23 protein-coding genes and 1 pseudogene are annotated in these 23577 nt (G+C 60.6%); 12 read left to right on the forward strand and 12 right to left on the reverse strand.

The window, feature by feature from the left end:
* Positions 1–54: 54 nt before the first annotated feature.
* The 7 genes from AC0IW7_RS15155 to AC0IW7_RS15185 all read left to right on the forward strand — a co-directional run bounded on the left by AC0IW7_RS15155 (position 55) and on the right by AC0IW7_RS15185 (position 9630).
* Positions 55–933, forward strand: a complete 879-nt coding sequence (locus tag AC0IW7_RS15155) for an SDR family oxidoreductase (RefSeq protein WP_471819104.1) — start codon at positions 55–57, stop codon at positions 931–933.
* A gap of 3 nt (positions 934–936) precedes the next feature.
* Entirely contained in the window at positions 937–2553 is a 1617-nt protein-coding gene (atuC, locus tag AC0IW7_RS15160; RefSeq protein ID WP_471819105.1) for a geranyl-CoA carboxylase subunit beta, read from the forward strand.
* A 99-nt stretch (positions 2554–2652) separates the two neighbouring features.
* The gene (atuD, locus tag AC0IW7_RS15165; protein ID WP_471819107.1) at positions 2653–3813 is read left to right on the forward strand and encodes a citronellyl-CoA dehydrogenase; all 1161 of its coding nucleotides are present in this window, start codon (positions 2653–2655) and stop codon (positions 3811–3813) included.
* 3 nt (positions 3814–3816) lie between these two features.
* Positions 3817–4614, forward strand: a complete 798-nt coding sequence (locus tag AC0IW7_RS15170; protein ID WP_471819109.1) for an enoyl-CoA hydratase/isomerase family protein — start codon at positions 3817–3819, stop codon at positions 4612–4614.
* 145 nt (positions 4615–4759) lie between these two features.
* Positions 4760–6751 (forward strand): acetyl/propionyl/methylcrotonyl-CoA carboxylase subunit alpha, encoded by a 1992-nt coding sequence (locus AC0IW7_RS15175; protein ID WP_471819111.1) that lies wholly within the window; start codon positions 4760–4762, stop codon positions 6749–6751.
* Positions 6752–6874: 123 nt separating this feature from the next.
* Positions 6875–7696 (forward strand): SDR family oxidoreductase, encoded by an 822-nt coding sequence (locus AC0IW7_RS15180; protein ID WP_471819113.1) that lies wholly within the window; start codon positions 6875–6877, stop codon positions 7694–7696.
* Positions 7697–7803: 107 nt separating this feature from the next.
* Positions 7804–9630, forward strand: coding sequence for a long-chain-acyl-CoA synthetase (locus tag AC0IW7_RS15185; RefSeq protein WP_471819115.1), 1827 nt, complete (start codon positions 7804–7806; stop codon positions 9628–9630).
* A gap of 188 nt (positions 9631–9818) precedes the next feature.
* On the opposite strand, the gene AC0IW7_RS15190 is transcribed toward AC0IW7_RS15185, so the two are convergent.
* The 3 genes from AC0IW7_RS15190 to AC0IW7_RS15200 are packed head-to-tail and all read right to left on the reverse strand — an operon-like array spanning position 9819 to position 13013.
* Positions 9819–11063 carry a lipoprotein-releasing ABC transporter permease subunit gene (locus AC0IW7_RS15190; protein WP_471819117.1) on the reverse strand — a complete coding sequence of 415 codons (1245 nt, stop codon included), beginning with the start codon at positions 11061–11063 and terminating at the stop codon, positions 9819–9821.
* Positions 11063–11755: a lipoprotein-releasing ABC transporter ATP-binding protein LolD gene (lolD, locus tag AC0IW7_RS15195; RefSeq protein ID WP_463539219.1), complete on the reverse strand. Its 693-nt coding sequence runs from the start codon at positions 11753–11755 to the stop codon at positions 11063–11065. The genes AC0IW7_RS15190 and lolD overlap by 1 nt, the downstream gene beginning before the upstream one ends.
* Positions 11756–11762: 7 nt before the next feature.
* On the reverse strand, positions 11763–13013 hold the full coding sequence (locus AC0IW7_RS15200) for a lipoprotein-releasing ABC transporter permease subunit (RefSeq protein WP_471819118.1): 1251 nt from the start codon (positions 13011–13013) through the stop codon (positions 11763–11765).
* Positions 13014–13155: 142 nt separating this feature from the next.
* On the opposite strand from AC0IW7_RS15200, the gene AC0IW7_RS15205 reads away from it, so the two are divergent.
* The 3 genes from AC0IW7_RS15205 to AC0IW7_RS15215 are packed head-to-tail and all read left to right on the forward strand — an operon-like array spanning position 13156 to position 14808.
* Entirely contained in the window at positions 13156–13734 is a 579-nt protein-coding gene (locus tag AC0IW7_RS15205; protein ID WP_471819120.1) for a PilZ domain-containing protein, read from the forward strand.
* A gap of 21 nt (positions 13735–13755) precedes the next feature.
* The gene (locus tag AC0IW7_RS15210) at positions 13756–14061 is read left to right on the forward strand and encodes a phosphodiesterase (RefSeq protein WP_471819122.1); all 306 of its coding nucleotides are present in this window, start codon (positions 13756–13758) and stop codon (positions 14059–14061) included.
* A gap of 24 nt (positions 14062–14085) precedes the next feature.
* Positions 14086–14808, forward strand: a complete 723-nt coding sequence (locus AC0IW7_RS15215) for a glycerophosphodiester phosphodiesterase (RefSeq protein ID WP_471819124.1) — start codon at positions 14086–14088, stop codon at positions 14806–14808.
* 51 nt (positions 14809–14859) lie between these two features.
* On the opposite strand, the gene sthA is transcribed toward AC0IW7_RS15215, so the two are convergent.
* On the reverse strand, positions 14860–16254 hold the full coding sequence (gene sthA / locus AC0IW7_RS15220) for a Si-specific NAD(P)(+) transhydrogenase (protein ID WP_122450530.1): 1395 nt from the start codon (positions 16252–16254) through the stop codon (positions 14860–14862).
* A gap of 196 nt (positions 16255–16450) precedes the next feature.
* A complete protein-coding gene (locus tag AC0IW7_RS15225) occupies positions 16451–17458 on the reverse strand; it encodes an FAD:protein FMN transferase (protein ID WP_471819126.1) in 1008 nt (335 codons plus the stop codon).
* Positions 17459–17616: 158 nt separating this feature from the next.
* Between AC0IW7_RS15225 and AC0IW7_RS15230 the strand changes: the two genes are divergently transcribed.
* Positions 17617–18159, forward strand: coding sequence for a chalcone isomerase family protein (locus AC0IW7_RS15230; RefSeq protein ID WP_471819128.1), 543 nt, complete (start codon positions 17617–17619; stop codon positions 18157–18159).
* 95 nt (positions 18160–18254) lie between these two features.
* On the forward strand, positions 18255–19574 hold the full coding sequence (locus AC0IW7_RS15235; protein ID WP_471819130.1) for an OprD family porin: 1320 nt from the start codon (positions 18255–18257) through the stop codon (positions 19572–19574).
* Here the strand turns inward: AC0IW7_RS15235 and AC0IW7_RS15240 are convergent.
* From AC0IW7_RS15240 to AC0IW7_RS15270, 7 genes and pseudogenes are all read right to left on the reverse strand, one after another.
* On the reverse strand, positions 19571–20110 hold the full coding sequence (locus AC0IW7_RS15240; protein WP_471819132.1) for a hypothetical protein: 540 nt from the start codon (positions 20108–20110) through the stop codon (positions 19571–19573). The two genes, AC0IW7_RS15235 and AC0IW7_RS15240, sit on opposite strands and share 4 nt — an antisense overlap.
* Before the next feature lie 44 nt (positions 20111–20154).
* A complete protein-coding gene (locus AC0IW7_RS15245) occupies positions 20155–20640 on the reverse strand; it encodes a hypothetical protein (protein ID WP_471819134.1) in 486 nt (161 codons plus the stop codon).
* A gap of 281 nt (positions 20641–20921) precedes the next feature.
* A complete protein-coding gene (locus tag AC0IW7_RS15250) occupies positions 20922–21419 on the reverse strand; it encodes a hypothetical protein (RefSeq protein WP_471819136.1) in 498 nt (165 codons plus the stop codon).
* A gap of 363 nt (positions 21420–21782) precedes the next feature.
* A complete protein-coding gene (locus AC0IW7_RS15255; protein WP_471819138.1) occupies positions 21783–22298 on the reverse strand; it encodes a hypothetical protein in 516 nt (171 codons plus the stop codon).
* 244 nt (positions 22299–22542) lie between these two features.
* Positions 22543–22875 carry a DUF2247 family protein gene (locus AC0IW7_RS15260; protein ID WP_471819139.1) on the reverse strand — a complete coding sequence of 111 codons (333 nt, stop codon included), beginning with the start codon at positions 22873–22875 and terminating at the stop codon, positions 22543–22545.
* A 134-nt stretch (positions 22876–23009) separates the two neighbouring features.
* A pseudogene (locus tag AC0IW7_RS15265) lies at positions 23010–23174 on the reverse strand (hypothetical protein); the annotation flags it as partial.
* 14 nt (positions 23175–23188) lie between these two features.
* Positions 23189–23485 (reverse strand): hypothetical protein, encoded by a 297-nt coding sequence (locus AC0IW7_RS15270; RefSeq protein WP_471819141.1) that lies wholly within the window; start codon positions 23483–23485, stop codon positions 23189–23191.
* Between the last annotated feature and the right edge of the window lie 92 nt (positions 23486–23577).

A 23577-nucleotide genomic window follows, 5' to 3' on the forward strand; every position in this document is an offset into this window, starting at 1 on the left:
CACAGGAATGACGGGTAAAAGGTGAAATGTCGTTAAACAAAAAGAGAGCCGAACATGACCTACGACTCCATCTACAAACCCACCCTCTTCAGCGGCCAGACCATCATGGTCACCGGCGGTGGCAGCGGCATTGGCCGGGCCACGGCGCATGAGTTAGCGTTTCTTGGCGCCCATGTGGTACTGATCGGGCGCAAGTGGGAAAAGCTGCAAGCCACGGCCGAAGAAATCATTGCCGATGGTGGCAGCGCCAGCTGGAAGGCCTGCGACATCCGGGAAGAAGAGGTGGTCAAGGCGATGGTCGCCGAGGTGCTGAGTGAGCACGGGCGCATTCATCACTTGGTCAACAACGCTGGCGGCCAATACCCGGCGCCGCTGGTGTCGATCAATCAGAAAGGCTTCGAAACCGTGGTGCGCACCAACCTGGTGGGCGGTTTTCTGGTGGCCCGCGAGGTGTTTACCCAGAGCATGAGCAAACACGGTGGCAGCATCGTCAACATGCTCGCCGACATGTGGGGCGGCATGCCCGGCATGGGCCACTCCGGCACCGCCCGCGCTGGCATGGAAAACTTCACCAAGACCGCCGCCGTGGAATGGGGCTACGCCGGTGTGCGGGTCAATGCCGTGGCGCCCGGCTGGATCGCCTCCAGCGGCATGGACACCTACCCCGACTCGATGAAAAACATGATCCGTTCGCTCAAGGATCACGTACCGCTGCAACGCATCGGCACCGAATCGGAAGTGGCCTCGGCCATCGTCTTTCTGCTCACCCCGGGCGCCAACTTCATCAGCGGCAACACCGTACGCATCGACGGCGCCGCCAGCCAGGGCAGCCGCGCCTGGACGCTGGGCAAGGCGAAAAGCGCCGAGTCGTATAACGGCTTTCACCGCGCCTACCTGCCCGACGTGCTGAAACCTGCGGATAACAAGGAGTAAGTCATGCCGGTGATTCAATCCGAACTCGACGCCCACAGCGAAGACTTCGCCCGCAACCGCGAGGCCATGCTGGCCACCATCGCAGGGTTCCGCGACGTGGAACAGAAGGTGTTGGACAAAGCCGCCGAAGCCAAAGCCAAGTTCGACAAACGCGGCCAGTTGTTGCCCCGCGAACGCCTGAACCTGCTGCTCGACCCCGGCGCACCGTTTCTGGAACTGGCCTCACTGGCCGGCTACAAACTGCACGACGACAAAGACGGCACCCAGGCTGGCGGCGGCATCATTTCCGGCATCGGTTATATCGCTGGCGTGCGCTGCCTGGTGAATGCCAGCAACAGCGCGATCAAGGGCGGCACCATTTCCCCCAGCGGTTTGAAGAAAACCCTGCGCCTGCAACAGATCGCCTTCGAAAACAAATTGCCGGTGGTCACCCTCGCCGAAAGCGGCGGCGCCAACCTCAACTACGCCGCCGACATTTTCGTTGAAGGCGCGCGCGGCTTTGCCAACCAGGCGCGCATGTCGGCCATGGGCTTGCCGCAAATCACCGTGGTGCATGGCTCCAGCACCGCTGGCGGCGCGTATCAGCCGGGGTTGTCGGACTACACCGTGGTGGTGCGTGGCAAGGCGAAAATGTTTCTCGCCGGCCCACCGCTGCTTAAAGCCGCCACCGGCGAGGTGGCCACCGACGAAGAACTGGGCGGCGCCGAAATGCACGCGCAAACCGCCGGCACCGCCGAATACCTGGCCGAAAACGACGCCGACGGCGTGCGCATCGCCCGGGAAATCATGGCCATGCTGCCGTGGAACGCCCAACTGCCGCACCGTCCGCGCAAGCCCGTGCGCGAACCGTTGTACCCGGCCGAAGAGCTGCTGGGCCTGATTCCCAGCGACGCGAAAAAACCCTACGACGTGCGCGAAATCATCGCCCGCATCGCCGACGGTTCCGAATACCTGGACTTCAAACCCGAGTTCGACAACCAGACCATCTGCGGCCACCTGCACATCGAAGGCCTGGCCTGCGGCTTTATCGGCAACAACGGTCCCATCACGCCGAAAGGCGCGGCCAAGGCGGCGCAGTTCATTCAGCTGTGCGACCAGAGCAACACGCCGATTCTGTTCTTCCATAACACCACCGGTTTTATGGTCGGCACCGAATCGGAACAGCAAGGCGTGATCAAGCACGGCTCCAAGCTGATTCAAGCCGTGGCCAACGCCCGCGTCGCCAAGCTGACCATCGTCGTCGGCGGCTCTTACGGCGCCGGCAACTACGCCATGTGCGGCCGTGGCCTGGACCCGCGTTTTATCTTCGCCTGGCCCAACAGCCGCACCGCCGTGATGGGCGGCGCCCAGGCCGGCAAAGTGCTGCGCATCGTGACCGAAGACAAGCATTTGAAAGAAGGCAAAGAAGCCGACCCGAAGATGCTCGACATGTTGGAAACCGTGACCGCGCAGAAACTCGACAGCCAATCCACCGCCCTCTACGGCACCGCCAGCCTGTGGGACGACGGCCTGATCGACCCGCGTGACACGCGCAAGCTGCTGGGTTTTCTGCTGGATATCTGCGCCGAAGCCGAGGTGCGGCCGCTGAAGGCCAATACCTTCGGCGTGGCGCGGTTTTAATCGCATCGTCCCCTCTCCCTTCGGGAGAGGGCCAGGGTGAGGGCCGCCGTCAACGCCGCTCTCGAACAGACCGAAATTCACGCGTGGAGAACAACAACAATGATCATCACCCAGGAACACGAAGAACTTCGCCGCACGGTGCGCAATTTCGTCGACAAGGAAATCAATCCCCACGTTGATGAATGGGAAAGGGCCGGGCGCTTCCCGATCCACGACATTTTCAAGAAAGCCGGCGACCTCGGTTTGCTGGGCATTTCCAAGCCGGAAAAATTCGGCGGCATGGGCCTGGATTACAGCTACTCGGTGGTGGCCGCAGAAGAGTTCGGCACCATTCAGTGCGGCGGCATTCCGATGTCCATCGGTGTGCAAACCGATATGTGCACCCCGGCGCTCGCCCGTTTCGGCTCCGATGAGCTGCGCGAAGAGTTCCTGCGTCCGGCCATCGCCGGCGACATGGTCGGCTGCATTGGCGTGTCGGAAGTGGGCGCCGGCTCCGACGTTGCCGGGCTGAAAACCACCGCCCGCAAAGACGGCGACGACTATGTGATCAACGGCAGCAAAATGTGGATCACCAACTCGCCATCGGCCGACTTTATTTGCCTGCTGGCCAACACCTCGGACGACAAGCCCCACGTCAACAAATCGCTGATCGTGGTGCCGATGAAAACGCCGGGCATCAGCGTGTCGCCGCACCTAGACAAACTCGGCATGCGCAGTTCGGAAACCGCCCAGGTGTTTTTTGATGACGTGCGCGTACCCCAGCGCAACCGCATCGGCCATGAAGGCGCCGGCTTTATGATGCAGATGCTGCAATTCCAGGAAGAGCGTCTGTTCGGCGCCGCCAACATGATCAGGGGCCTGGAGTTCTGCATCGACAGCACCATCGAATACTGCAAAGAGCGCAAAACCTTTGGCCAGCCGCTGATCGACAACCAAGTCATTCACTTCCGCATGGCCGAGCTGAGCACCGAAATCGAGTGCTTGCGCGCCCTCGTCTACCAAGCCACCGAGCAATACATCAAAGGCCGCGACGTCACCAAGCTCGCGTCCATGGCCAAGCTCAAAGCCGGCCGCCTGGGCCGCGAAGTAACCGACAGCTGCCTGCAATATTGGGGCGGCATGGGCTACATGTGGGACAACCCCGTCGCCCGCGCCTACCGCGATGTGCGCTTGGTCTCCATCGGCGGCGGAGCGGACGAAATCATGCTGGGCATCATCAGCAAACTGATGGGCACCCTGCCGGGCAAAAAGAAGGGCTGAACCATGACGTTACCCACCGTGACCACCCTGCTGCTCGACCACGCCGACGGCGTGCTGACCATCACCCTCAACCGGCCCGAGGTGCGCAACGCCATGAGCCTGGCGATGGTCGAGGAGCTGCGCGCCGTGCTGCGCACCAGCGCCGCTGACGCCAGTATTCGCGCCTTGGTATTACGCGGTGCCGGTGAGCATTTTTGTGCCGGCGGCGACATCAAAGACATGGCCGGCGCCCGCGCCCGTGCGCAAACCGAAGGTGAAAACGCCTACCGCCAGCTCAACCGCGCCTTTGGCGCCTTGCTGGAAGAAGCGCAGAACGCGCCGCAAGTGGTGATTGCCGTGCTCGAAGGCGCGGTGCTGGGCGGCGGGTTTGGGCTGGCGTGTGTGTCGGACATCGCCATCGCCCACCCGAGCGCCAAATTCGGTTTGCCGGAAACCAGCCTGGGCATTATTCCCGCGCAGATCGCGCCGTTTGTGGTCAAGCGCATCGGCCTCACCCACACCCGCCGCCTGGCCCTGACCGCCGCGCGGTTTGATGGTGAAGAGGCGTTGCGACTGGGCCTTGTGCATGTGTGCGACGCCGACGTGGAGCAACGGTTGGCGCAGGTGCTGGACCAGGTTCGGCAATGCGCGCCGGGGGCCAATGCGGCGACCAAAGCGCTGCTGCTGGCCACCGAACGGGAGCCGCTGAACAGCTTGCTCGACGACGCGGCCGGGCTGTTTGCGGCGGCCGTGGTGGGCGAGGAAGGGGTGGAAGGGACGATGGCGTTTATGCAGAAGCGTAGGCCTGGGTGGGCGGTGTGATGGCCTCCCCCCTCTCCCTAACCCTCTCCCACCAGGGGAGAGGGGACTTGACCGTACGCGGCTTGTCTCCCCTCGCCCGCCTGCGGGAGAGGGGCTGGGGGAGAGGGCAACCTGCAAACACAATAAGAAAAGGAGCCCACTAACCATGCCAGCCTTCAGCAAAATCCTCATCGCCAACCGCGGCGAAATCGCTTGCCGCGTCATGCACACCGCTCACGCCCTGGGCTACCGCACCGTGGCGGTCTACAGCGAAGCGGACGCCGACGCGCGCCATGTGCAATTGGCCGACCAGGCCGTGTGCATCGGGCCGGCGCAGGTCAATCAGTCGTACTTGTCGATTGACGCCATCATCGCCGCCGCGCAAAAAACCGGCGCCGATGCGGTGCATCCGGGCTACGGCTTTCTCTCCGAGAACGCCGCGTTTGCCCAGGCCTGCGAAGCGGCCGGCATCGTGTTTATCGGGCCGACCGTGGAAGCCATTCACCTGATGGGCAGCAAACGCCTGTCGAAAATTGCCATGCTCGAAGCCGGCGTGCCATGCATTCCAGGCTACGAAGGCGCCGAGCAGGACGACGCCACGCTCAGCCGCGAAGCCGAGCGCATTGGCTATCCGCTGATGATCAAAGCCAGCGCCGGGGGCGGCGGTCGGGGGATGCGGCTGGTCACTGAGGCCAGCGAACTGGTGGCGCAAATTCGCACCGCGCGCTCCGAGGCGCAAAACGCGTTTGGCTCCGGCGAGCTGATTCTGGAGCGCGCCGTGTTGCAGCCACGGCATGTGGAAATTCAAGTATTCGGCGATCAGCACGGGCACATCGTGTACCTGGGCGAACGCGACTGCTCGGTGCAGCGCCGCCACCAAAAAGTCGTCGAAGAAGCGCCCTGCCCGGTGATGACGCCCGAACTGCGTCAGGCCATGGGCGAGGCGGCAGTGAAAGCGGCGGCCTCGGTGAATTACGTCGGCGCCGGTACGGTGGAGTTTCTGCTCGACCAAAGCGGCGAGTTCTTCTTTCTGGAAATGAACACCCGCCTGCAAGTGGAACACCCGGTCACCGAGCTGATCACCGGCCAGGACCTGGTCGCCTGGCAGCTGCAGGTCGCCGCCGGGCAGCCATTGCCGCTGCGCCAGGAAGACATCCGGCTCACCGGCCATGCCATGGAAGTGCGCCTGTATGCCGAAGACGCGGCGAATAATTTTCTGCCGCAAACCGGCGCCGTGCTGCGCTGGGAGCCGGCGCTGGTCGATGGCATTCGCATCGACCACGGCCTGGTCGAAGGCCAGCGCATCACGCCGTTTTACGACCCGATGCTGGCGAAAGTTATCGCCTATGGCGCCACCCGCGACGAAGCGCGACGCAAGCTGGTGAGCGCCGTGGAAGACTGCGTGCTGTTGGGCGTCAACGGTAACCAGCGCTTTCTCGCCAACCTGCTGGCCCACGAGCAATTCGCCGCTGGCAACGCCACCACCGCGTTTATTGCCGAGCACTTCCACGCCGACCCGAGCCTGAGCCCGCAAGCACCCAGTGCCGCCGAACTGGCCAGCGCCGCCGCCCTGCTCTACCAAGCCGGCGCCCAGGCCCGCGCGCACCAGCCCGAGCTGGCCGGCTGGCGCAACGCTGGCAATGCGCCGTGGCGCTTCGTGCTCAAGCACGGCGAACACAAATACCCGGTGGAACTCAGCGTGCAGCAATCCGGCCCGCAGCCGCGTTTGCTCGCGCAGGTCGGCGAGCAGCAGGTTGAGTTGCAGCTGCTCAGCAATGACGGGCGCTGGGCCACCTTGAACATCGACGGCGTGCGCCAGCGTCTGGCTTACCACCACAGCGCTCAGCAGCTGTGGCTATACGGCCACGCCGGCAACCTTGAACTGCACGACTGCACCCATGAACCGGTGAGCGCCGCCGGTGCTGCGGCTTCCGGCATGGTGAAGGCGCCTATGGATGGTGCCATCGTCGACGTGCTGGTCAGCGAAGGCGAGCGCGTCAGCAAAGGCCAACTGCTGGTGGTGCTAGAGGCGATGAAAATGGAGCATCCGCTCAAAGCCGCCAGCGATGGCGTGGTGCGGCGGGTGCAGGCCAGTAAAGGCGATCAGGTGAAAGGTCGGCAGGTGTTGGTGGAGATTGAGGCGGATACACCAGCCTGACACTAGTTTCCCACCCGCCACCGTCATCCCCGCGCAGGCGGCGGGGATGACGGGTGTTTGTGCAGAGAGTTTTGTGACATCCCGGACTTTTCAAAACAACAAAAACCCAGGAGATCCACGCCCATGTCCCTATCCGGCAAAACCCTGTTTATCTCCGGCGCCAGCCGTGGCATCGGTCGTGAAATCGCGCTGAAGGCCGCCGCCGATGGCGCCAACATTGTGATTGCAGCCAAAAGCGCCGAGGCCCACGCCAAGCTTGAGGGCACGATTTTCAGCGTGGCCGCCGAAGTTGAAGCGGCAGGCGGCAAAGCCCTGGCACTGCAGTTGGATGTGCGCGACGAAACCGCCGTGGCCGCTGCGATGGCCAAGGCCGCCGAGCATTTCGGCGGCATCGACGCACTGGTCAATAACGCCGGGGCCATCAAGTTGATCGGCGTGGAGCACCTGCAACCCAAGCGCTTCGACCTGCTGTTTCAAATCAACACCCGCGCCGTGATGGTTTGCAGCCAGGCCGCGCTGCCCTATCTGAAACAGAGCAAGGGCCACATTCTCAACCTGTCGCCGCCGCTGAACATGGACAGCAAATGGTTCGCCCAGCACGGCCCCTACACCGTGACCAAATACGGCATGAGCATGCTGACCCTGGGCATGAGCGAGGAATTCGCCAAGTACGGCATCAGCGTCAACTCGCTGTGGCCAAAAACCATGATCGCCACCGCCGCCATCGAGTTTGAACTGGGCAGCCGCGAGGCCTTCAAGCGCGCCCGCGTGCCGGCGATCATGGCCGACGCGGCACACGCCATTCTGGCCAGCAGCGGCCGCGCCATCACCGGCCGCTTGCTGATCGATGAAGACATTCTGCGCGAGCAGGGCCACAGCGATTTCGAGCACTACCGCTTCGACCCGGACGGCGGCCCGCTGATTCAGGACTTGTTTGTCGACTAAACGCATTTGCCCATCTGCCCGCCGCTCGGCGCACCACGGTCATAGTCCGAGCGGTACGGGCAAACTAGAGTGAGGTTCGTTCCCGATAACAGCACAACGACGCGAACATGAGCCAAGCCGACCTGATCACCCCTGCCCGTTTCATTGCCCATTTGCCCGCCACCCTTGGCCGCGTGCCGCGCATGTTGCGGGGTTTGTATTACGCCGGCATTCGCAATCGGGAGAAAAATCTGTCGTTGGCCTGGGCGCTCGAGCGCGCCGCCGACCTGTACCCGCAGCGCCCCGCCGTGCTGGAAGAGCAGCGCCAACTCACCTACGCGCAGTTCAATGCCTGGGCCAACCGCATGGCCCGTGCGCTGAAAAAACAAGGCGTGAGCCACGGCAGCGTGGTGGCGGTGATGCTGGAAAACCGAATCGAGGTGCTGCTGCTTTTGGCCGCCCTGGCCAAGCTTGGCGCGGTGGGCGCGTTGGTCAACACCACGCAGCGCGGCCAGGTGCTGGTGCACAGCCTGAACCTGGTGAAGCCCAGCCATTTCGTGATTGGCGAAGAGCTGCGCGAGCCGTTCGAGGCCGTGCGCGAGCAGGTACACGGCAGCGATCGTCACTGTTACTGGCTAAGCGATGGCGACAGCCTGAACGTGCCGAGCAGCGCCCCGCAGGGCTGGGAAAACCTCATGGACCTGGCCTGGAGCGAGCCGCACACCAACGTCGCTGACAGCGCCAACGTACGGCTCAAAGACCCGTGCTTCCTGATTTACACCTCCGGCACCACCGGCCTGCCGAAAGCCTCAATCATGAGCCACGGCAAGTGGATAAAAGCCTACGGCGGCTTCGGGCATTCCGGGCTCGGCCTTACCGACCAGGACGTGCTTTACCTGACGCTGCCCTGCTACCACAACAACGCCGTCACCGTGTGCTGGAGCGCGGCCCTGGCAGGCGGCGCGGCGATTGCCCTGCGCCGGCGCTTTTCCGCCAGCGCGTTCTGGAAAGACGTGCAGCATTACCGCGCCACCTGTTTCGGCTATATCGGCGAGCTGTGCCGTTATCTGCTCAATCAACCGCCGTGTGCCGAAGAACAGGGCAACACCCTCACCTGCATGATCGGCAATGGCTTGCGTCCTTCGATCTGGGGCGAGTTCAAACAGCGTTTCGGCATCCAGCGCATCACTGAGTTCTACGCTTCGAGCGAGGGCAATATCGGCTTTACCAACGTGTTCAATTTCGACAACACCGTCGGCTACTCGCCCGCCACCTACGCCATCGTGCGCTACGACCTGGAAAACGACCGGCCGCTGCGCACCAAGAAAAACTTTCTGCAAAAAGCCGACAAGGGCGAGCCCGGTTTGCTGATCACCGAAATCAGCGCCAAGTGGCCCTTCGACGGCTACACCGACCCGGCGAAAAGCGAGGCGGTGATCCTGCGCAACGTGTTTAAAAAGGGCGATGCCTGGTTCAACACCGGCGACCTGATGCGCGACATCGGCTTCAAACACACCCAATTCGTCGACCGCCTGGGCGACACCTTCCGCTGGAAAGGCGAGAACGTCTCCACCACCGAAGTGGAAAACGCCCTGGGCGCGTTTGCCGGCGTCGAGGATGCCGTGGTGTATGGCGTGGAAATTCCCGGCACCAACGGCCGCTGCGGCATGGCGGCCTTGCGCTTGGCGCCGGGGCAGCAGTTGGATGGCGTGGCGTTGGCCGAACATCTCGACCGCGAACTGCCGGCCTATGCCGCGCCGTTATTTGTGCGGCTGCTGCGCGAGGTGGAGACCACGGGGACGTTCAAGTACAAGAAGAATGATTTGAAAGTGGCGGGGTTTGATCCGGCGCGGGTGAGTGACCCGTTGTATGTGCGGCTGCCGGGTGGGGCTGGGTTTGAGGTGTTGGATGGGCGGGTTTTTGCGGGGATTCAGGGGGGGGAATATCGGTTTTAGGGTTGGGTGTGGCTTCTTCTGTCGGGATGCTCGTCGTGTCGGGCTAATTCGATGCTGTCCATTAGCCTGGATTTCGAGCCGTCGAACCGCCGCCTGCGCGGGAATGACGGAGGAAAAAAACTTACACCGTCATTCCCGCGAAAGCGGGAATCCAGAGTCGCGAGTCGAGCACCGTCCCCCGCACCCACTCACTCGTACCGCAACGCCTCAGCCGGCTGAATCTGCGCCGCGCGCCACGACGGATACACCGTCGCCAAAAAGCTCAAAATAAACGCCGCACTGCAAATCAACACCACGTCCAGCCCTTGCAGTTCCGACGGCAAATTGCTCACGAAGTACACGTCAGAGCTAAAAATCTGCTGCCCGCTGATGCGTTCGATCCAGCCCACCAGCGCGCTCACGTTCAGTGCCGCCAACACGCCCAGCACGCCGCCGACCACGGTGCCGATCACGCCGATGACGGTGCCCTGCACCATAAACACGCCCATGATCTGCCCGGGCGTGGCGCCCAAGGTGCGCAGGATGGCGATGTCGCCGCCTTTGTCGGCCACCACCATGATCAGCGTGGCGATGATGTTGAACGCCGCCACCGCGACAATCAGCAACAGCAGCAGGCCGATCATGGTTTTTTCCATTTTCATGGCGCTGAACAGGCTGCCTTGGGTCAGCGTCCAGTCGCTCGGGCGGTAGCCTTCGCCCAGCCCCTGAGCAACGGCCGCCGAGACTTGTGGCGCCTGGTACAGGTCTTTCAATGCCAGACGCACGCTCTGCACCTGGCCGCTTTGCATGCGCTGCAATTGGCTGGCGTCGGCGATGCTGATCAGCGCCATGGAGCCATCCAGCTCGGCGCCCACTTTAAACACGCCGACCACGTTCAAACGCTGCATACGCGGGGTGATGCCACCCGGCGCGGTGCTCAGTTCGGGAATGATCAGAGTCAGTTTGTCGCCCACGTTCAGGCGAAAACGCCGCGCGGTGATTTCGCCAATCACCACGCCGAACTCACCGGGTTTCAGGTCGTTCAGGCTGCCCTGCACGATGTGCTGGCCGATGATCGACACCTTGGTTTCTTCCTTGGGGTCGATGCCGTTGATTTGCACCGGCTGCATCAGGCCTTTGTACGACAGCATGCCTTCCAGCTCGGCGAACGGCACGGCGGCGGTTACTTGTGGATTTTTCAGGGCCTGGTCGGCGATCTGGCGCCAGTCTGAAATCGGCTGCACGCCAGCGATGGTGGCGTGGGGCACCATGCCGAGAATGCGCGAGCTCATTTCTTTCTGGAAGCCGTTCATTACAGACAGCACCACGATCATGGCCAGCACGCCAAGCGCCAGGCCGATCATGGACGTCAGGGAAATAAACGAGATGAAGTGGTTACGGCGCTTGGCGCCGGTGTAGCGCAGGCCGATAAAAACGCTGAGCGGGCGGAACATCAGGCAGCCACCAACTTGCCGTCTTCCAAACGCCACACGCGGTCCATTTGCTGGGCCAGTTGCAGGTCGTGGGTGACCACCAGAAAGGCGGTTTTCGAGTCGCGGCTCAGTTCCAGCATCAGGTCTTGAATGCCCTGCGCGGTGTGGTGGTCGAGGTTGCCGGTGGGCTCGTCGAGCAGCACCAGGCCGGGGTTGTTGACCAGCGCGCGGGCGATCGCCACACGCTGACGTTCACCGCCCGACAGCTCTGCCGGTTTGTGCGCCAAGCGGTGCCCCAGGCCCACACGTTCCAGCAATTTGGTCGCGCGTTGACGAGCTTCGGGAATCGCCACCTTGCCGATCAGCAGCGGCATGCAGACGTTTTCCAGGGCGGTGAATTCGGGCAGCAAGTGGTGGAACTGATACACGAAACCCAAGGCGCGGTTACGCAGCAGGCCACGGTTCTTTTCGCTCAGGGCCGACAATTCTTCGCCCGCCAGCCAGACGCTGCCGGTGCTCGGTGTGTCCAGCCCGCCGAGCATATTGAGCAAGGTGCTTTTGCCCGAGCCGGAACTGCCGACAATCGCCACGCGCTCGCCGGGGTACAGCTCCAGTTGCAGGTCGGCGAGTACGGTGACCGATTGCGGACCCTCGTCGTAGCTTTTGCCCAGGTTGCGGCAGCTGAGAACGGCGTTGTTTTGCTTTGCTTGCATGGCGACATTACTCATAACGCAGGGCCTCCGCAGGCTGGGTGCGCGCCGCGCGCCAGGCCGGATAAAGAGTGGCGAGGAAACTCAGCACCAGGGCCGCGCCGCAGACCAGCAGCACGTCCTGGGCCATCAATTGCGAAGGCAGGTAGTCAATGAAATACACGTCGGCGTTGAGGAATTTGATTCCCAACAGGCGCTCGACGCCGGCAATCCAACTGCTCACGTTCAGCGCCGCAACAATGCCCAGCAGCGCGCCGATCACGGTGCCGACCACGCCGATCACCGTGCCCTGCACCATGAAGATCATCATGATCTGCCGGGGCGTGGCGCCGAGTGTGCGCAGAATGGCGATGTCGCCTTTCTTGTCGGTGACCACCATCACCAGCGTGGAAATGATGTTGAACGCCGCCACCGCCACAATCAGCAGCAGCAACAGGCCGATCATGGCTTTTTCCATGCGGATGGCTTGGTACAGATTGCCGTGGGTGCGGGTCCAGTCGCGGGCGTAGTAATCGCGGTCGCCCAACTGGCCGGCGATTTCCCACGCGGTGCGCGGCGCCTGGAACAGGTCGGCGAATTTCAGTCGCAAGCCTTGCACCTGGTCCGGCTTCCAGCGGTGCAGGCGCGCGATGTCGTGAATGTTGGCCAGGGCCAGGAAACCGTCGATTTCACCGGCGCCCACATGAAAGATGCCGGCCACGGTGAAGCGTTTGAGACGAGGGAACATGCCGGCCGGGGTCACGGTGACTTCCGGGGCCACGAAGGTGACCTTGTCGCCGACTTTCACGCCCAGCTTGGCGGCGGCCTTGTCGCCGATAATCAGCGCGAACTCGCCGGTTTTCAGCGCGTCGAGGCTGCCCTCTTTGAAGAACTTGTCGATGATCGACACCTTGCTCTCTTCCACCGGGTCGATGGCGTTGATCAACACTTTCTGCACCTTGCCTTCGTGGGTCAGCAGCCCCTGCATCTGGGTGAACGGTGCCACCGCGACCACTTGCTTGTGCTGCAGCACTTTGTCGGCCATGGCGTGCCAATCGCTGATGGGTTCCGGCGACTCGACCGTGGCGTGGGGCACCATGCCCAGCACGCGGGTGCGCATTTCATAGTCGAAACCGTTCATGACCGAGAGCACCACAATCATCACCACCACGCCCAGGGCGAGGCCGATCATCGAGGTCAGCGAGATGAACGAAACAAAATGATTTCGGCGTTTGGCACGGGTGTAACGTGCGCCGATAAAAACGGACAGCGGTCTGAACATAGAAAATGAGGTTTCGCTGCGAAGGAAGGGGGCATCCTGCTGTACAAAATCCAACAGTGGCGAGGCTCGGCTGGCGGCCTTACACTTTGGGCACACTGCGCTGAGCTCAGGCTCAGACAACCACCGCTGCCATGGGTTCGCCATGACGTCTAACGATGAAAGTGACCGCCGCGAATACTATCGCATCGCCGATACGATCGCACTGGAATTCAGCCTGCTGTCGGGCGCCGAAGCGGTGGCCAGCGAGGCCCTGCACGACGACTCGCCGCTGTTCAATCTGCTCAGCGATTTGCACCTTTCCGACTTCGAATCCCAGCACTTGCTGCGCCATATTGGCGAGCGTGATCGCACCCTTGCCAGCTACCTGAAGGTGGTCAACAAGCGTATCGATCTGCTCGGCCAAGCCCTGGCGCAGAACCTGGTGCGTGAAGTGGGCGCACCGAAACGGGTGACGTTGTCGGAGGGCGGCGTGAGCTTCGAGCACCCGCAAGCAGTGCCGGCCGGTAGCCACTTGGCGGTGAAAATGGTGCTGATGCCGCAAGCCCTCGGCCTGCTGTTGCGGGCGCAGGTGGTGCATTGCCGGCAGCAGCCCAACGGGCTGTACGAAATCGGCACCGAGTTCGAAGCGCTAACCGACGCACAGCGGCAATTACTGGCCCGGCATATTCTGCAAAAGCAGGCGATGGAACGTCGCCAAGCCCGCGAAACGCCCCTCAGCTAACGGCCGCACGAGAGAAAAACCATGCCCCGCCCCGCTCTTCTTTTCAGCCTGCTACTCGGTGCGCTGCCCTTGGCCGCGCAGGCCGACACCCTGGAAATTCCCGTCGGCGAGCAAGGCGCCAGCAGCACGCCCCTGCCCGTTCGCGGCCAATTGCAGCGCAGCGTGCTCGACCAGTTCGGTTTGCCGGATGAAGAACACAAACCGGTCGGCAACCCGCCGATCACCCGCTGGGACTACCGCGACTTCAGCGTTTATTTCGAAAACACCCATGTGGTCGACAGCGTGCGTCACCACGAACCGCGCGCGGCCCAGCCGGCGCCCAATTAAGTATTCAGACAGCAAGGAGCAACCGTGACCCTGATCTACGGCCACCGCGGCGCCAAGGGCGAAGCACCGGAAAACACCCTGGCAAGCTTTCAGCAGTGCCTCAAACACGGCGTGCGCCGCTGCGAACTCGACCTGCACCTGTCTCGCGACGGCGAGCTGATGGTGATCCACGACCCGACCCTGAAACGCACCACTGGCCATCGCGGCAAAGTGGTGGAACACGACGCCGCCGAGCTGGCGACCTACGACGCCCGCAAAGGCGGCCCCGGCTGGGTGCAACCCACACCAATTCCGCGCCTGGCCGAGTTGTTCGAGCAGTGCGATTTCGAGCATTGGCAACTGGAAGTGAAAAGCGCCTCGCGCGTACGGGCAGCGCGCACCGTGCTGGCGATTCGTGAGTTGGCGCAGCAGTACAACCTGCTGGACAAGGTCACGGTCACCTCAAGTTCGCGGGAAGTGTTGCGTGCGCTGGTGCGCCTGACGCCGGATCTGGCGCGCGGCCTGGTGGCGGAATACGCCTGGCTCGACCCACTGAAAGTGGCGCAGAACTATGGCTGTTCGCTGCTGGCGTTGAACTGGACGCTGTGCACGCCCGAGCGCCTGATCAAAGCGCAGAAACAAGGGCTGCATGTGTCGGTATGGACGGTCAACGAACCGGCACTGATGCGCCGGCTCGCTGATTTCGGGGTGGACAGCCTGATTACAGACTTTCCCGGTTTGGCCAGCGCCACTCTCGCGAATCGCTGACCCCGAAACAGTCCTGCTCCCCGACCGGCTCAGGCCACCGGTCGGTGCCGCTCAAAAAAGCCGGTTGAGGCCGTCGAACGCCGCCACCCGATACGCCTCGGCCATGGTCGGGTAGTTGAAGGTGGTGTTGACGAAATACTTGATGGTATTGGCCTCACCCTGCTGGTTCATGATCGCCTGGCCGATGTGCACAATCTCCGAAGCCTGATAGCCGAAGCAGTGCACGCCAAGAATCTGCAAGGTTTCGCGGTGGAACAAAAGCTTGAGCATGCCCACCGGCTCGATGGCGATTTGCGCACGCGCCATGCCTTTGAAAAACGCCTTGCCCACTTCATACGGAATTTTCGCCGCCGTCAGTTCCTGCTCGGTTTTTCCGATGGAGCTGATTTCCGGAATCGTATAAATGCCGGTGGGTACGTCATCAACAAAGCGCCAGCTGCCGTTCTCGATAATGCTGCCCGCCGCCGAACGACCCTGGTCGAACGCCGCACTCGCCAGGCTCGGCCAGCCGATCACATCACCGGCCGCATAAATGTTCGACACGCTGGTGCGGTAGTGCTCGTTCACTTCCACCTGGCCACGGCTGTTGACCTTGATGCCGATATTTTCCAGGCCGAGTTTGTCGGTGTTGCCGGTACGGCCGTTACACCAGAGCAAGGCGTCGGCCTTGATCTTCTTGCCGGACTTCAGGTGCAGCACCACGCCGTTGTCCATGCCCTCGATGCGCTCGTATTCCTCGTTGTGACGCACCAGCACGTTGTTGTTGCGCAGGTGGTAACTCAAGGCATCGGAGATTTCGCCGTCGAGGAAACTGAGCAGTTGGTCGCGGTTGTCGATCAGGTCGACCAGCACGCCCAGGCCGCTGAAAATCGAGGCGTATTCACAGCCGATCACGCCGGCGCCGTAAATGATCAGGCGGCGCGGGGTGTGGCTCAGGGTGAGGATGGTGTCGCTGTCGTAAACGCGCTCGTGGTGGAAGTCGATATCGGCCGGGCGATACGGACGCGAGCCGGTGGCGATGATGATTTGCGCCGCCACCAATTTTTCCACCACGCCGTTGGGGCACACCACTTCAATGGTTTGCTCATCGGAAAAACTGCCGGTGCCGTAGAACAGGTCGACGCGGTTGCGCGCGTAATAACTGGTGTGCGAAGTGACCTGTTTGGAAATCACCCGTTCGGCGCTTTTCAGCACGTCGGGAAAGGAGAACCAGCGCGGCTCGCCAATCTGGCGAAACATCGGGTTGGTGTTGAACTGCATGATCTGCCGAACCGAGTGACGCAGGGCCTTGGACGGGATGGTGCCCAGGTGCAGGCAGTTGCCGCCCACCTCGCGACGGTTGTCGACCACGGCCACTTTTTTCCCGGCCTTGGCGGCGTTCATCGCTGCGCCTTCCCCTGCCGGGCCCGAACCCAATACCACCACGTCGTAGTTGTAGACCGCCATGTTCACTCCTCTGGTACAGACCAGGACGCCTGTGCGTCCGTGGCAACACCGCGACCGCCTCGTTACGTGGACCTCGTAACGCGAGTCGCGACAGCTCGAAACAGGTGCGCAGCTTAACTGCGGCTTTGCGTTGCGCACATTAGCGATTGGTCGCGCGGTAGGCGAGCATTGTCTGCACTACATGGCGCGATACAGCCTACGGCGTCGCAGGAACATCAAATTCGCGGCTGAACGCGCTGCTCGCCTGGCTGACAAAACCGCTCGCCGTGCGGGTAACAAACAGCGCGGCAATATCATGCTGCTGCGCAAACGCCATGCCGCGCTCCGGGCCCATCACCATCAGTAAAGTCGATAGACCGTCGGCGCGCAGGGTCGAGTGATCGAGCACTGTCACTTCCGCCAAGCGATGGGTAATCGGCGCGCCGGTCTGTGGGTCCAGCGTGTGGGAATAACGCTGGCCGTTACGCTCGAAATAAGTGTGGTAATCGCCCGACGTGGACACTGCCCAACCGTCCAGCGTCAGCACGCGCTCGGGCACCTGCACGTCTTCACGCGGCGCTTCGATGGCCACCTTCCACGCCTCGCCATCCGGCTTGCGGCCCGCCGCCTTCAACTCGCCCGTGACATTCAGCAGGTAACTGTCGATACCCAGCGAACGCAAGTGCTCAGCGATACGGTCGACCGTGTAGCCGGCGACGATGCTGTTGAGGTCCAGTTGCACGGCGAGGTCTTTGCACAATTGGTGCCCGTCGATGCGCAGATGGGCTTGCCCCACGAGCGCCTTCGCCTCGGCAATCTGCGGCGCCGACGGCACCTCGTGACGGCGCGACTGCGGCCCAAACCCCCACAGGTTCATCAGCGGTTCAACGGTGATATCGAAGGCGCCGCTGCTGTCTTTCCACAGCGAATCGGCAACGCGCACCAGGCTCAGCACCGACTCGGGCACCGCCGCACAACTGCCGGCGGGCAAGGCATTGAAGCGCGACACCACGGAGTCTGCGCGCCAGGTTGAAAACTGCTGATCCACCTCCGCCAACAACCCCTCCACCTGCGCCTGCACAACCGCTGCGGCGGGCGTGTGCTCGCCCGGCACGTACTTCACCGAGTAATGGCTGCCCATGGTCGGTCCGCCGAATTCGACCACCTGCGGCCCGCAGCCCAGCAGACAAACGCTCAACAACAGCGGCAACAGATAACGAAACAAGGCAGCGCTCGGCAAGCAACCAAAGAAGGCGCAAGGATAGCCGCTCGAAGGCCGCCGCCGCGACCCGCACACAGTCGCGTTTAGCAACAGAAACCGGCGCGCAACTGTCATCCACAAAGCCGTATGCTGGCACCGCCTCTGCCATCACGAGCCTTGTCATGCGCCTGACCGCCACCCTGCTACTTCTGCTCACCAGCACCTTGCTGTGGGCCAGCGAACCGCTGCAACAAGCCGCCTTCCCCAACGAACGGCAAACCCTGCAACGCCAGAGCCAGGGCGTACTCAATTATTTGTGGGTGGACGTATACGCCGCCGCCTTTTACACCGAGCCGGGCGTCACCCCAAGTGAGGCCGTCGCGCAGATGCGCAACCAGCGCCTGGAGCTTTACTACCTGCGCGCCATCGACCGCGACGACGTGATCAAAGCCGCCTGGGCCACCATCGAACGCCAGCAGCCAGCCGAGCGCCTGCAAGCCCTACGCGCCGACATCGAACCGCTGCAAGCCACCTTCAAAGACATCAACCCCGGCGACCGCTACGCCCTCACCTACACCGCCGAAGAAGGTCTGGTACTGGAGCTCAACGGCCAGAAGGTCTACCGCAACGGCGACAAAGAATTTGCCCGGGCGTACCTGGGCTTGTGGGTGGCCAAAGACGGATTGTCGGAAGAATTGCGCACGCAACTAATGACCCCGCAATAACCCAAACCCCAGCGCTGAACCGCGCAACAGCACAGCCCTTCAATCCAGCCCCTGCCCTTGCCCGGATACTCCAGCTTTACCACTGGAGTTCCGCCATGCGGTTTACCCTGCTGTTCTGCACACCGCTACTGGCGACCACCTGGGCCGCCGCCGCACAGGCCGACGTTTCGCCGCTGCTGGACGACGCCACGCTCAACCTGCTCAGCCGCAACTTTTTCCTCAACAACGACACCCGCACCGGCCACAGCGGTAACAGCTACAACCGCGAATGGGCGCAAGGGTTTATCGGGCGTTTCGAATCGGGCTACACCGCCGGCACCGTGGGCGTTGGCGTAGACGCTCATGGCTTTGTCGGCGTGCGCCTGGACAGCGGCGGCGGTCGCGCCGGCACCGGCTTGCTGCCAGTCGGCGATTCCGGCGAAGCCGCCGACAACTACTCCAGCGCCGGTGGCGCGCTCAAACTGCGCCTTGGCGACACCCGTTTGAAACTCGGCGAAATGGAAGTGGAAACCCCGGTATTCGACACCGCCGACAAACGCCTGCAACCCGAATACGCCACCGGCGCCCTGCTCCAAGGCCAGGCCGGCGCGCGCTTGAGCTGGACCGCCGGCCACTTCAACGCCTTTAAAAACCAGGACGAAAGCAGCTCACGCAGCGACTTCGACGGCTATGGCGCCAGCACCCGCCACCAGAGCATCACCCTGCTCGGCCTGCAAAGCATCGGCGACGACACCTGGGGCGGCGCCGTGTACGCCAGCGAACTCAGCGACACCTGGCGCCAGTACTACGGCAACCTGCACCTCAAACAAACCCTGAGCGCCAGCAGCCGCCTCAACTGGGACGCCAATGTTTATCGCACCCTCGGCACCGGCGCCGAACGGGCCGGCGCCATCAACACCACCGCCGCCAGCCTGCTGGGCAAACTGAGCATCGGCGAACAAGCCTTCAGCCTCGGCTACCAGAAAATCAGCGGCAACACCCCGTTCGACTTCGTGGGCGGCGACTCCATCTACCTCGCCAACTCCATCAAATACGCCGACTTCAACGGCGCCAACGAACAGTCCTGGCAACTGCGCTACGACCTTGACCTCAGCCAGGTGCTGACGCCCGGCCTCACCTTCATGACCCGCTACGTACGCGGCAGCAACATCGACGGCACCCACGCCCCCCAAGGCGGCGCCTACAACCCCTACGACGCCGACCTGGGCGCCTACGCCCCCAACCAGGGCGACGGCGGCAAACATTGGGAACGCGACATCGAAGGCAAATACCGCGTGCAATCCGGCGCCGCCAAAGACCTGGCCCTGAGCGTTTCCTACGTCACCCATCGCGGCAACGACGCCCAGGCCGGGCGCGATATCGACCGGCTGTACGTGGTCATCGAGTACCCGCTAGACGTACTGAGCGGCCGCTAAAACGGCCCGCTGTTTGACTGCACCTGACGGACGATGACCTCGCCACTGTCGAGGTTTTCAATCCGTGAATTAATCCGAACAAACGTCGCCTGGCCCTCGAACGACTTGGCATCGCTCCACCGAACCACATACCGCTGCCCCGCCTTGAACACCACGCCGTCCGCCTTGAACCCACAGCGCTCACTGCCCGGCCCAATGGCGTTTTTCGACAACCAGCACCACTGCAGCGAATGCGTGCCCGGCGAAACCTTAAGCGCCTGAACACCCTTAGCCGCAGGGCTGACCGCAGCGCCGGGCAGCAACTGGCCGTCGAGGTGCGTGGCGACTAACAAGCGATGCACCGAGAGGCCGGCTTCTCGGGTTGTGTAGGTGTCGAAATAGATGGTTGGGGAAGCCGCAGCGCCGTGAGACAGGTCGTACGGCTGCATCGCGTCAGGCGTTAAGTTGGCTTGGTAGTCGCTGTACTTGAAGCCCGAGCAGCTTGCGAGGCAAGCGCCTAGCGCCAGGGAAATAACGAAGGAAACGTAACTTTTCATGGAAGGCCTGATGGACGGACTTAAACGAAAGGGTGGTGGCTAGCTCAATAAAACCGCTCTTCCTCAGTGTGCTTCAGCAGCTTTTTCAAATTCCAGAAGGAATACAGCACACAGAGCAACATCAACCCCAAGCAGGAAACAAAGATATAAAAGCCAGTCGTGCCTCGCTCAAACACGGCCTCGATGGCGTCCGCATCATCAAACCACCGTGAGTACACAATCTGGACCGGCTGCCCCGGAGAATAAACCGCCGGGTGGTTAACGTCGTTCTGCGAATACCCGCTCTCAATCACGCGCCCATCGGCCGTGGTGAAACGATAGTGAACGAGGCGATAGTCCCGAAAAGTCGGATGCGGCTCGACAACCCCAACCACCCCCTGCGCAGTACCCTTCGCCAGCAACACCTTCAAATGCGGAATGCCGTCGCCTTTGGACATCAGCATCAGCAAAGCCAGCGGGATCAGCAGCAGGAGTGATACGAAAGAATGGGTGTAGAGGTGGTCTTTGGTGGCTTCGCGGGGGGAGTACATGGGAGTCCTGTGGGGAACAGTTAAAAAGAGATTATGAATACAGCGGAAAGTGATGATGGAAGTATCGCTGGCAGAACCGGAAAAAAGGGGGCAGATTTATTAAATCTACTTTAATTTTGGCCGCCCTGGAACTCACCTTTCAACTCACAGCTCTGATAGATATTAAATTTTATCAACAAACGATCGGTTCCTGTTAACCGCCCCTGCTGGATGCTGGGTCTATGTAGCTCGCAAATTAGAGCTGTTTAATAAATGTGCCCCCTTTTCTTCACTATACATTTTTATTTTTCCATACGAAAAGAATTAAAGGAGAGCAATATATTTGGGCCAACATCTTTGTACTCTTCATCTAGTTGCGACCCCACATAAAATCCCTTTCTTTCACAAAGCACTGCATATACGGAGCCAGAGGGATTACTGCTAAAAACATCAAGGGAAGGACTACTAATTTCACTCCCACACCACGACAGCGTGGCGCCGCGATTCAAGAACCACCTTAGCGAGCTGTTTATATAATTGGTCCAATCGGCAGGAACCGGCCAATCGTTGACCTTTACATCGATGGATAAACTGCAATTTGTCAGGGACTGCCAGCGCCGCGCTTTCGCCTCCGCGCGCCCACACCAAATATCAATAAAACTTTGTATATCTATAGACTCGGGAACCGCACCAGACCAGTACGCATAAAAAACCAGCCCGTTTACTTCGTCCTGGTATACCTGCCCGCTCTCCGGGTCTGAGAACGACCAAAAAATACCCAAGCTATCGATAGTTTTCATAGTCCAAAATTCTTCATTTGTTGACTAGATGGTTTGATGGCGGTAACGACGTCTCAGCAGAAAAGGGGACAGATTTATTAAACTACTCTAATTTCGGCCGCCCTAGCCCTCGCCTTTGATCTCGCAGCCTTGATGGATGAATTTCATCAACGAACCGATCAGCTCCTGCAAACTGCCCGCATTGGATGCTGGGTCTATCTAGCTCGTAAATTAGAGCTGTTTAATAAATCCGTCCCCTTTTCCCCCGATAATATCTGCCCCCTTTCCTGCCGTTAGCGAATTAGAGCAGCCAAAGAAATGCGCCGCCATTTTGATTAGAGCTGTTACTCCGCAGCGTTTGTGTAACGCACTAACCGCGTCCACTCACTTCAACAGGGACACATTATCCGCCGCACAATTGCGCGCTAGCGATGGCGCCGGTGTTTTAGCCAAACGTTCGCCCGTGTCCATGTCGACGATATTCACAAAGCAACCGCTCAGTTGACCAGGCTCATCAACGATGCCACCTCCAATCACATAACGAGCGCCTGGCTTAAACTCAGTCATGAACTGCACCGTGCAACTGCGGTTAGCATTCGCCCAGCCCAGCATCACTAAATGCAATGGGCGCCCCGCCTCAATCGCTATAAATCCCGCCGGCTTTGAAACGTCTTGGTGCACTGAAAACAGCTGCGCCCCCGCCTTGACCGACACCGTACGCCCGTATTTGCAAGCCGTCGTATCCGCCTCGGAAATCTCGACGCCATTGCGGTAGTTGTCCATCGACTTCAGCTCACTGCGAATCTGCGCCTGCGGCGCCCCAGCGGGCACCGCGTAAGGCGGCGCGTGGGTACAGCCAGTAGCAGCCAATAACCCCGACACTACAAGAAACCACTTCATAACCGCTCCAATAGTTAATCACACGCTAATACTATGGCTGGTAGTAGGCTGTATCCACTCGATTACCAAATCTCGTGAGTTTCTGCTCTGTAGCCATTTTCAATGGGGATGGGGTTTTAAATATTTAGAGCGAATATTTACCTCTTAAAAACTTAATAATGTCATGCATGGCAATTAGTGGTGGCAAACCATCTTGGGAATATATGCTACAAGAAGCCATATCCTCCGGATAGTCGAAATCTGCCTAGACTTCCTGAAGTCGGCTTATTTTCTCATCATCGGTATCGTTTGAGGCTTCGATACATGATAAAAAAGCCAATCGCCACTTATCCAAATCAGAAGCACCAACCGGCCTTTCTATTTGCTGGAGCAGCAAGCCGAGCAGTTCCTCGTCGCTCAGATATTCTCCGCCCGCAATAACAGTAATATCTCTCCTGTTCGCGTCTTCGCCGCTCATAAGCAGAGTGATAGCATAGTCAAAAACGTCACCTCTTTTAACCCATCCCCTCCTAAATCCCAGAACAATCGTCGACCAACACATCAAACCTAATCCAATCAGTATCTTGAACGGAGACATTTTTTCCTCCTATTTCCTAGGGATCTGATTCGGCAGCCGCCGTGACTTTCCCGCCCGGAATAAAACGCCGATGAGTTACATTCCCGCCATCAACGATCCATTCAAATGCTCCACTTACTCAGTTGTTGCTAGCTTCAAGCTGTCTTCACAAGAAAAAGGGGACAGATTTTATTAAACCACTCCAATTTCGGCCGCCCTGGCCCTCGCCTTTCAACTCGCAGCCCTGTTAGATGTTGAATCTCATCCACAAACCGATCGGCTCCTGTTAACTGCCCGCGTTGGATGCTGGGTCTATCTAGCTCGCAAATTAGAGCTATTTAATAAATCTCTCCCCTTTTCCCCAACGCTGCATGCTTTCAAGTAGCTGCTGAACAACTAGAGCAATCAACGCGGAATGTCGTTCAGATGACTCCGTGTAAGTGATTTCTTCAATTCTATTTTCAGCATCACACAACAAAGACCTAAACCATCGTTCCTCATATGCGACAACCTCCTGCTCTGCCTTGTATAAAACAGATTGCAGGTCGCTCCCAGCCAACTTACCGCTTAGAAATAAAGCGCACGCACGCTCAACAGCCTGAACTGTCGAAGGATAGAGCCACTCATTCATTCACTGGCCCTACGAAGAATAGTAACCACAAGTTTTCCTGAATTTTCAGTTACCACGCCAACATCTCCGTAAAAAAGGGGACAGATTATTTA

The sequence above is a fragment of the Pseudomonas sp. AC229 genome, assembly GCF_979254655.1.

Bases quoted from the DNA above. Each gene is read 5' to 3' on its own strand.
- AC0IW7_RS15155 (WP_471819104.1), top strand. From the start codon at position 55: ATGACCTACGACTCCATCTACAAACCCACCCTCTTCAGCGGCCAGACC.
- atuC (WP_471819105.1), top strand. From the start codon at position 937: ATGCCGGTGATTCAATCCGAACTCGACGCCCACAGCGAAGACTTCGCC.
- atuD (WP_471819107.1), top strand. From the start codon at position 2,653: ATGATCATCACCCAGGAACACGAAGAACTTCGCCGCACGGTGCGCAAT.
- AC0IW7_RS15170 (WP_471819109.1), top strand. From the start codon at position 3,817: ATGACGTTACCCACCGTGACCACCCTGCTGCTCGACCACGCCGACGGC.
- AC0IW7_RS15175 (WP_471819111.1), top strand. From the start codon at position 4,760: ATGCCAGCCTTCAGCAAAATCCTCATCGCCAACCGCGGCGAAATCGCT.
- AC0IW7_RS15180 (WP_471819113.1), top strand. From the start codon at position 6,875: ATGTCCCTATCCGGCAAAACCCTGTTTATCTCCGGCGCCAGCCGTGGC.
- AC0IW7_RS15185 (WP_471819115.1), top strand. From the start codon at position 7,804: ATGAGCCAAGCCGACCTGATCACCCCTGCCCGTTTCATTGCCCATTTG.
- AC0IW7_RS15190 (WP_471819117.1), bottom strand. From the start codon at position 11,063: ATGTTCCGCCCGCTCAGCGTTTTTATCGGCCTGCGCTACACCGGCGCC.
- lolD (WP_463539219.1), bottom strand. From the start codon at position 11,755: ATGCAAGCAAAGCAAAACAACGCCGTTCTCAGCTGCCGCAACCTGGGC.
- AC0IW7_RS15200 (WP_471819118.1), bottom strand. From the start codon at position 13,013: ATGTTCAGACCGCTGTCCGTTTTTATCGGCGCACGTTACACCCGTGCC.
- AC0IW7_RS15205 (WP_471819120.1), top strand. From the start codon at position 13,156: ATGACGTCTAACGATGAAAGTGACCGCCGCGAATACTATCGCATCGCC.
- AC0IW7_RS15210 (WP_471819122.1), top strand. From the start codon at position 13,756: ATGCCCCGCCCCGCTCTTCTTTTCAGCCTGCTACTCGGTGCGCTGCCC.
- sthA (WP_122450530.1), bottom strand. From the start codon at position 16,254: ATGGCGGTCTACAACTACGACGTGGTGGTATTGGGTTCGGGCCCGGCA.
- AC0IW7_RS15230 (WP_471819128.1), top strand. From the start codon at position 17,617: ATGCGCCTGACCGCCACCCTGCTACTTCTGCTCACCAGCACCTTGCTG.
- AC0IW7_RS15235 (WP_471819130.1), top strand. From the start codon at position 18,255: ATGCGGTTTACCCTGCTGTTCTGCACACCGCTACTGGCGACCACCTGG.
- AC0IW7_RS15240 (WP_471819132.1), bottom strand. From the start codon at position 20,110: ATGAAAAGTTACGTTTCCTTCGTTATTTCCCTGGCGCTAGGCGCTTGC.
- AC0IW7_RS15245 (WP_471819134.1), bottom strand. From the start codon at position 20,640: ATGTACTCCCCCCGCGAAGCCACCAAAGACCACCTCTACACCCATTCT.
- AC0IW7_RS15250 (WP_471819136.1), bottom strand. From the start codon at position 21,419: ATGAAAACTATCGATAGCTTGGGTATTTTTTGGTCGTTCTCAGACCCG.
- AC0IW7_RS15255 (WP_471819138.1), bottom strand. From the start codon at position 22,298: ATGAAGTGGTTTCTTGTAGTGTCGGGGTTATTGGCTGCTACTGGCTGT.
- AC0IW7_RS15260 (WP_471819139.1), bottom strand. From the start codon at position 22,875: ATGTCTCCGTTCAAGATACTGATTGGATTAGGTTTGATGTGTTGGTCG.
- AC0IW7_RS15270 (WP_471819141.1), bottom strand. From the start codon at position 23,485: ATGAATGAGTGGCTCTATCCTTCGACAGTTCAGGCTGTTGAGCGTGCG.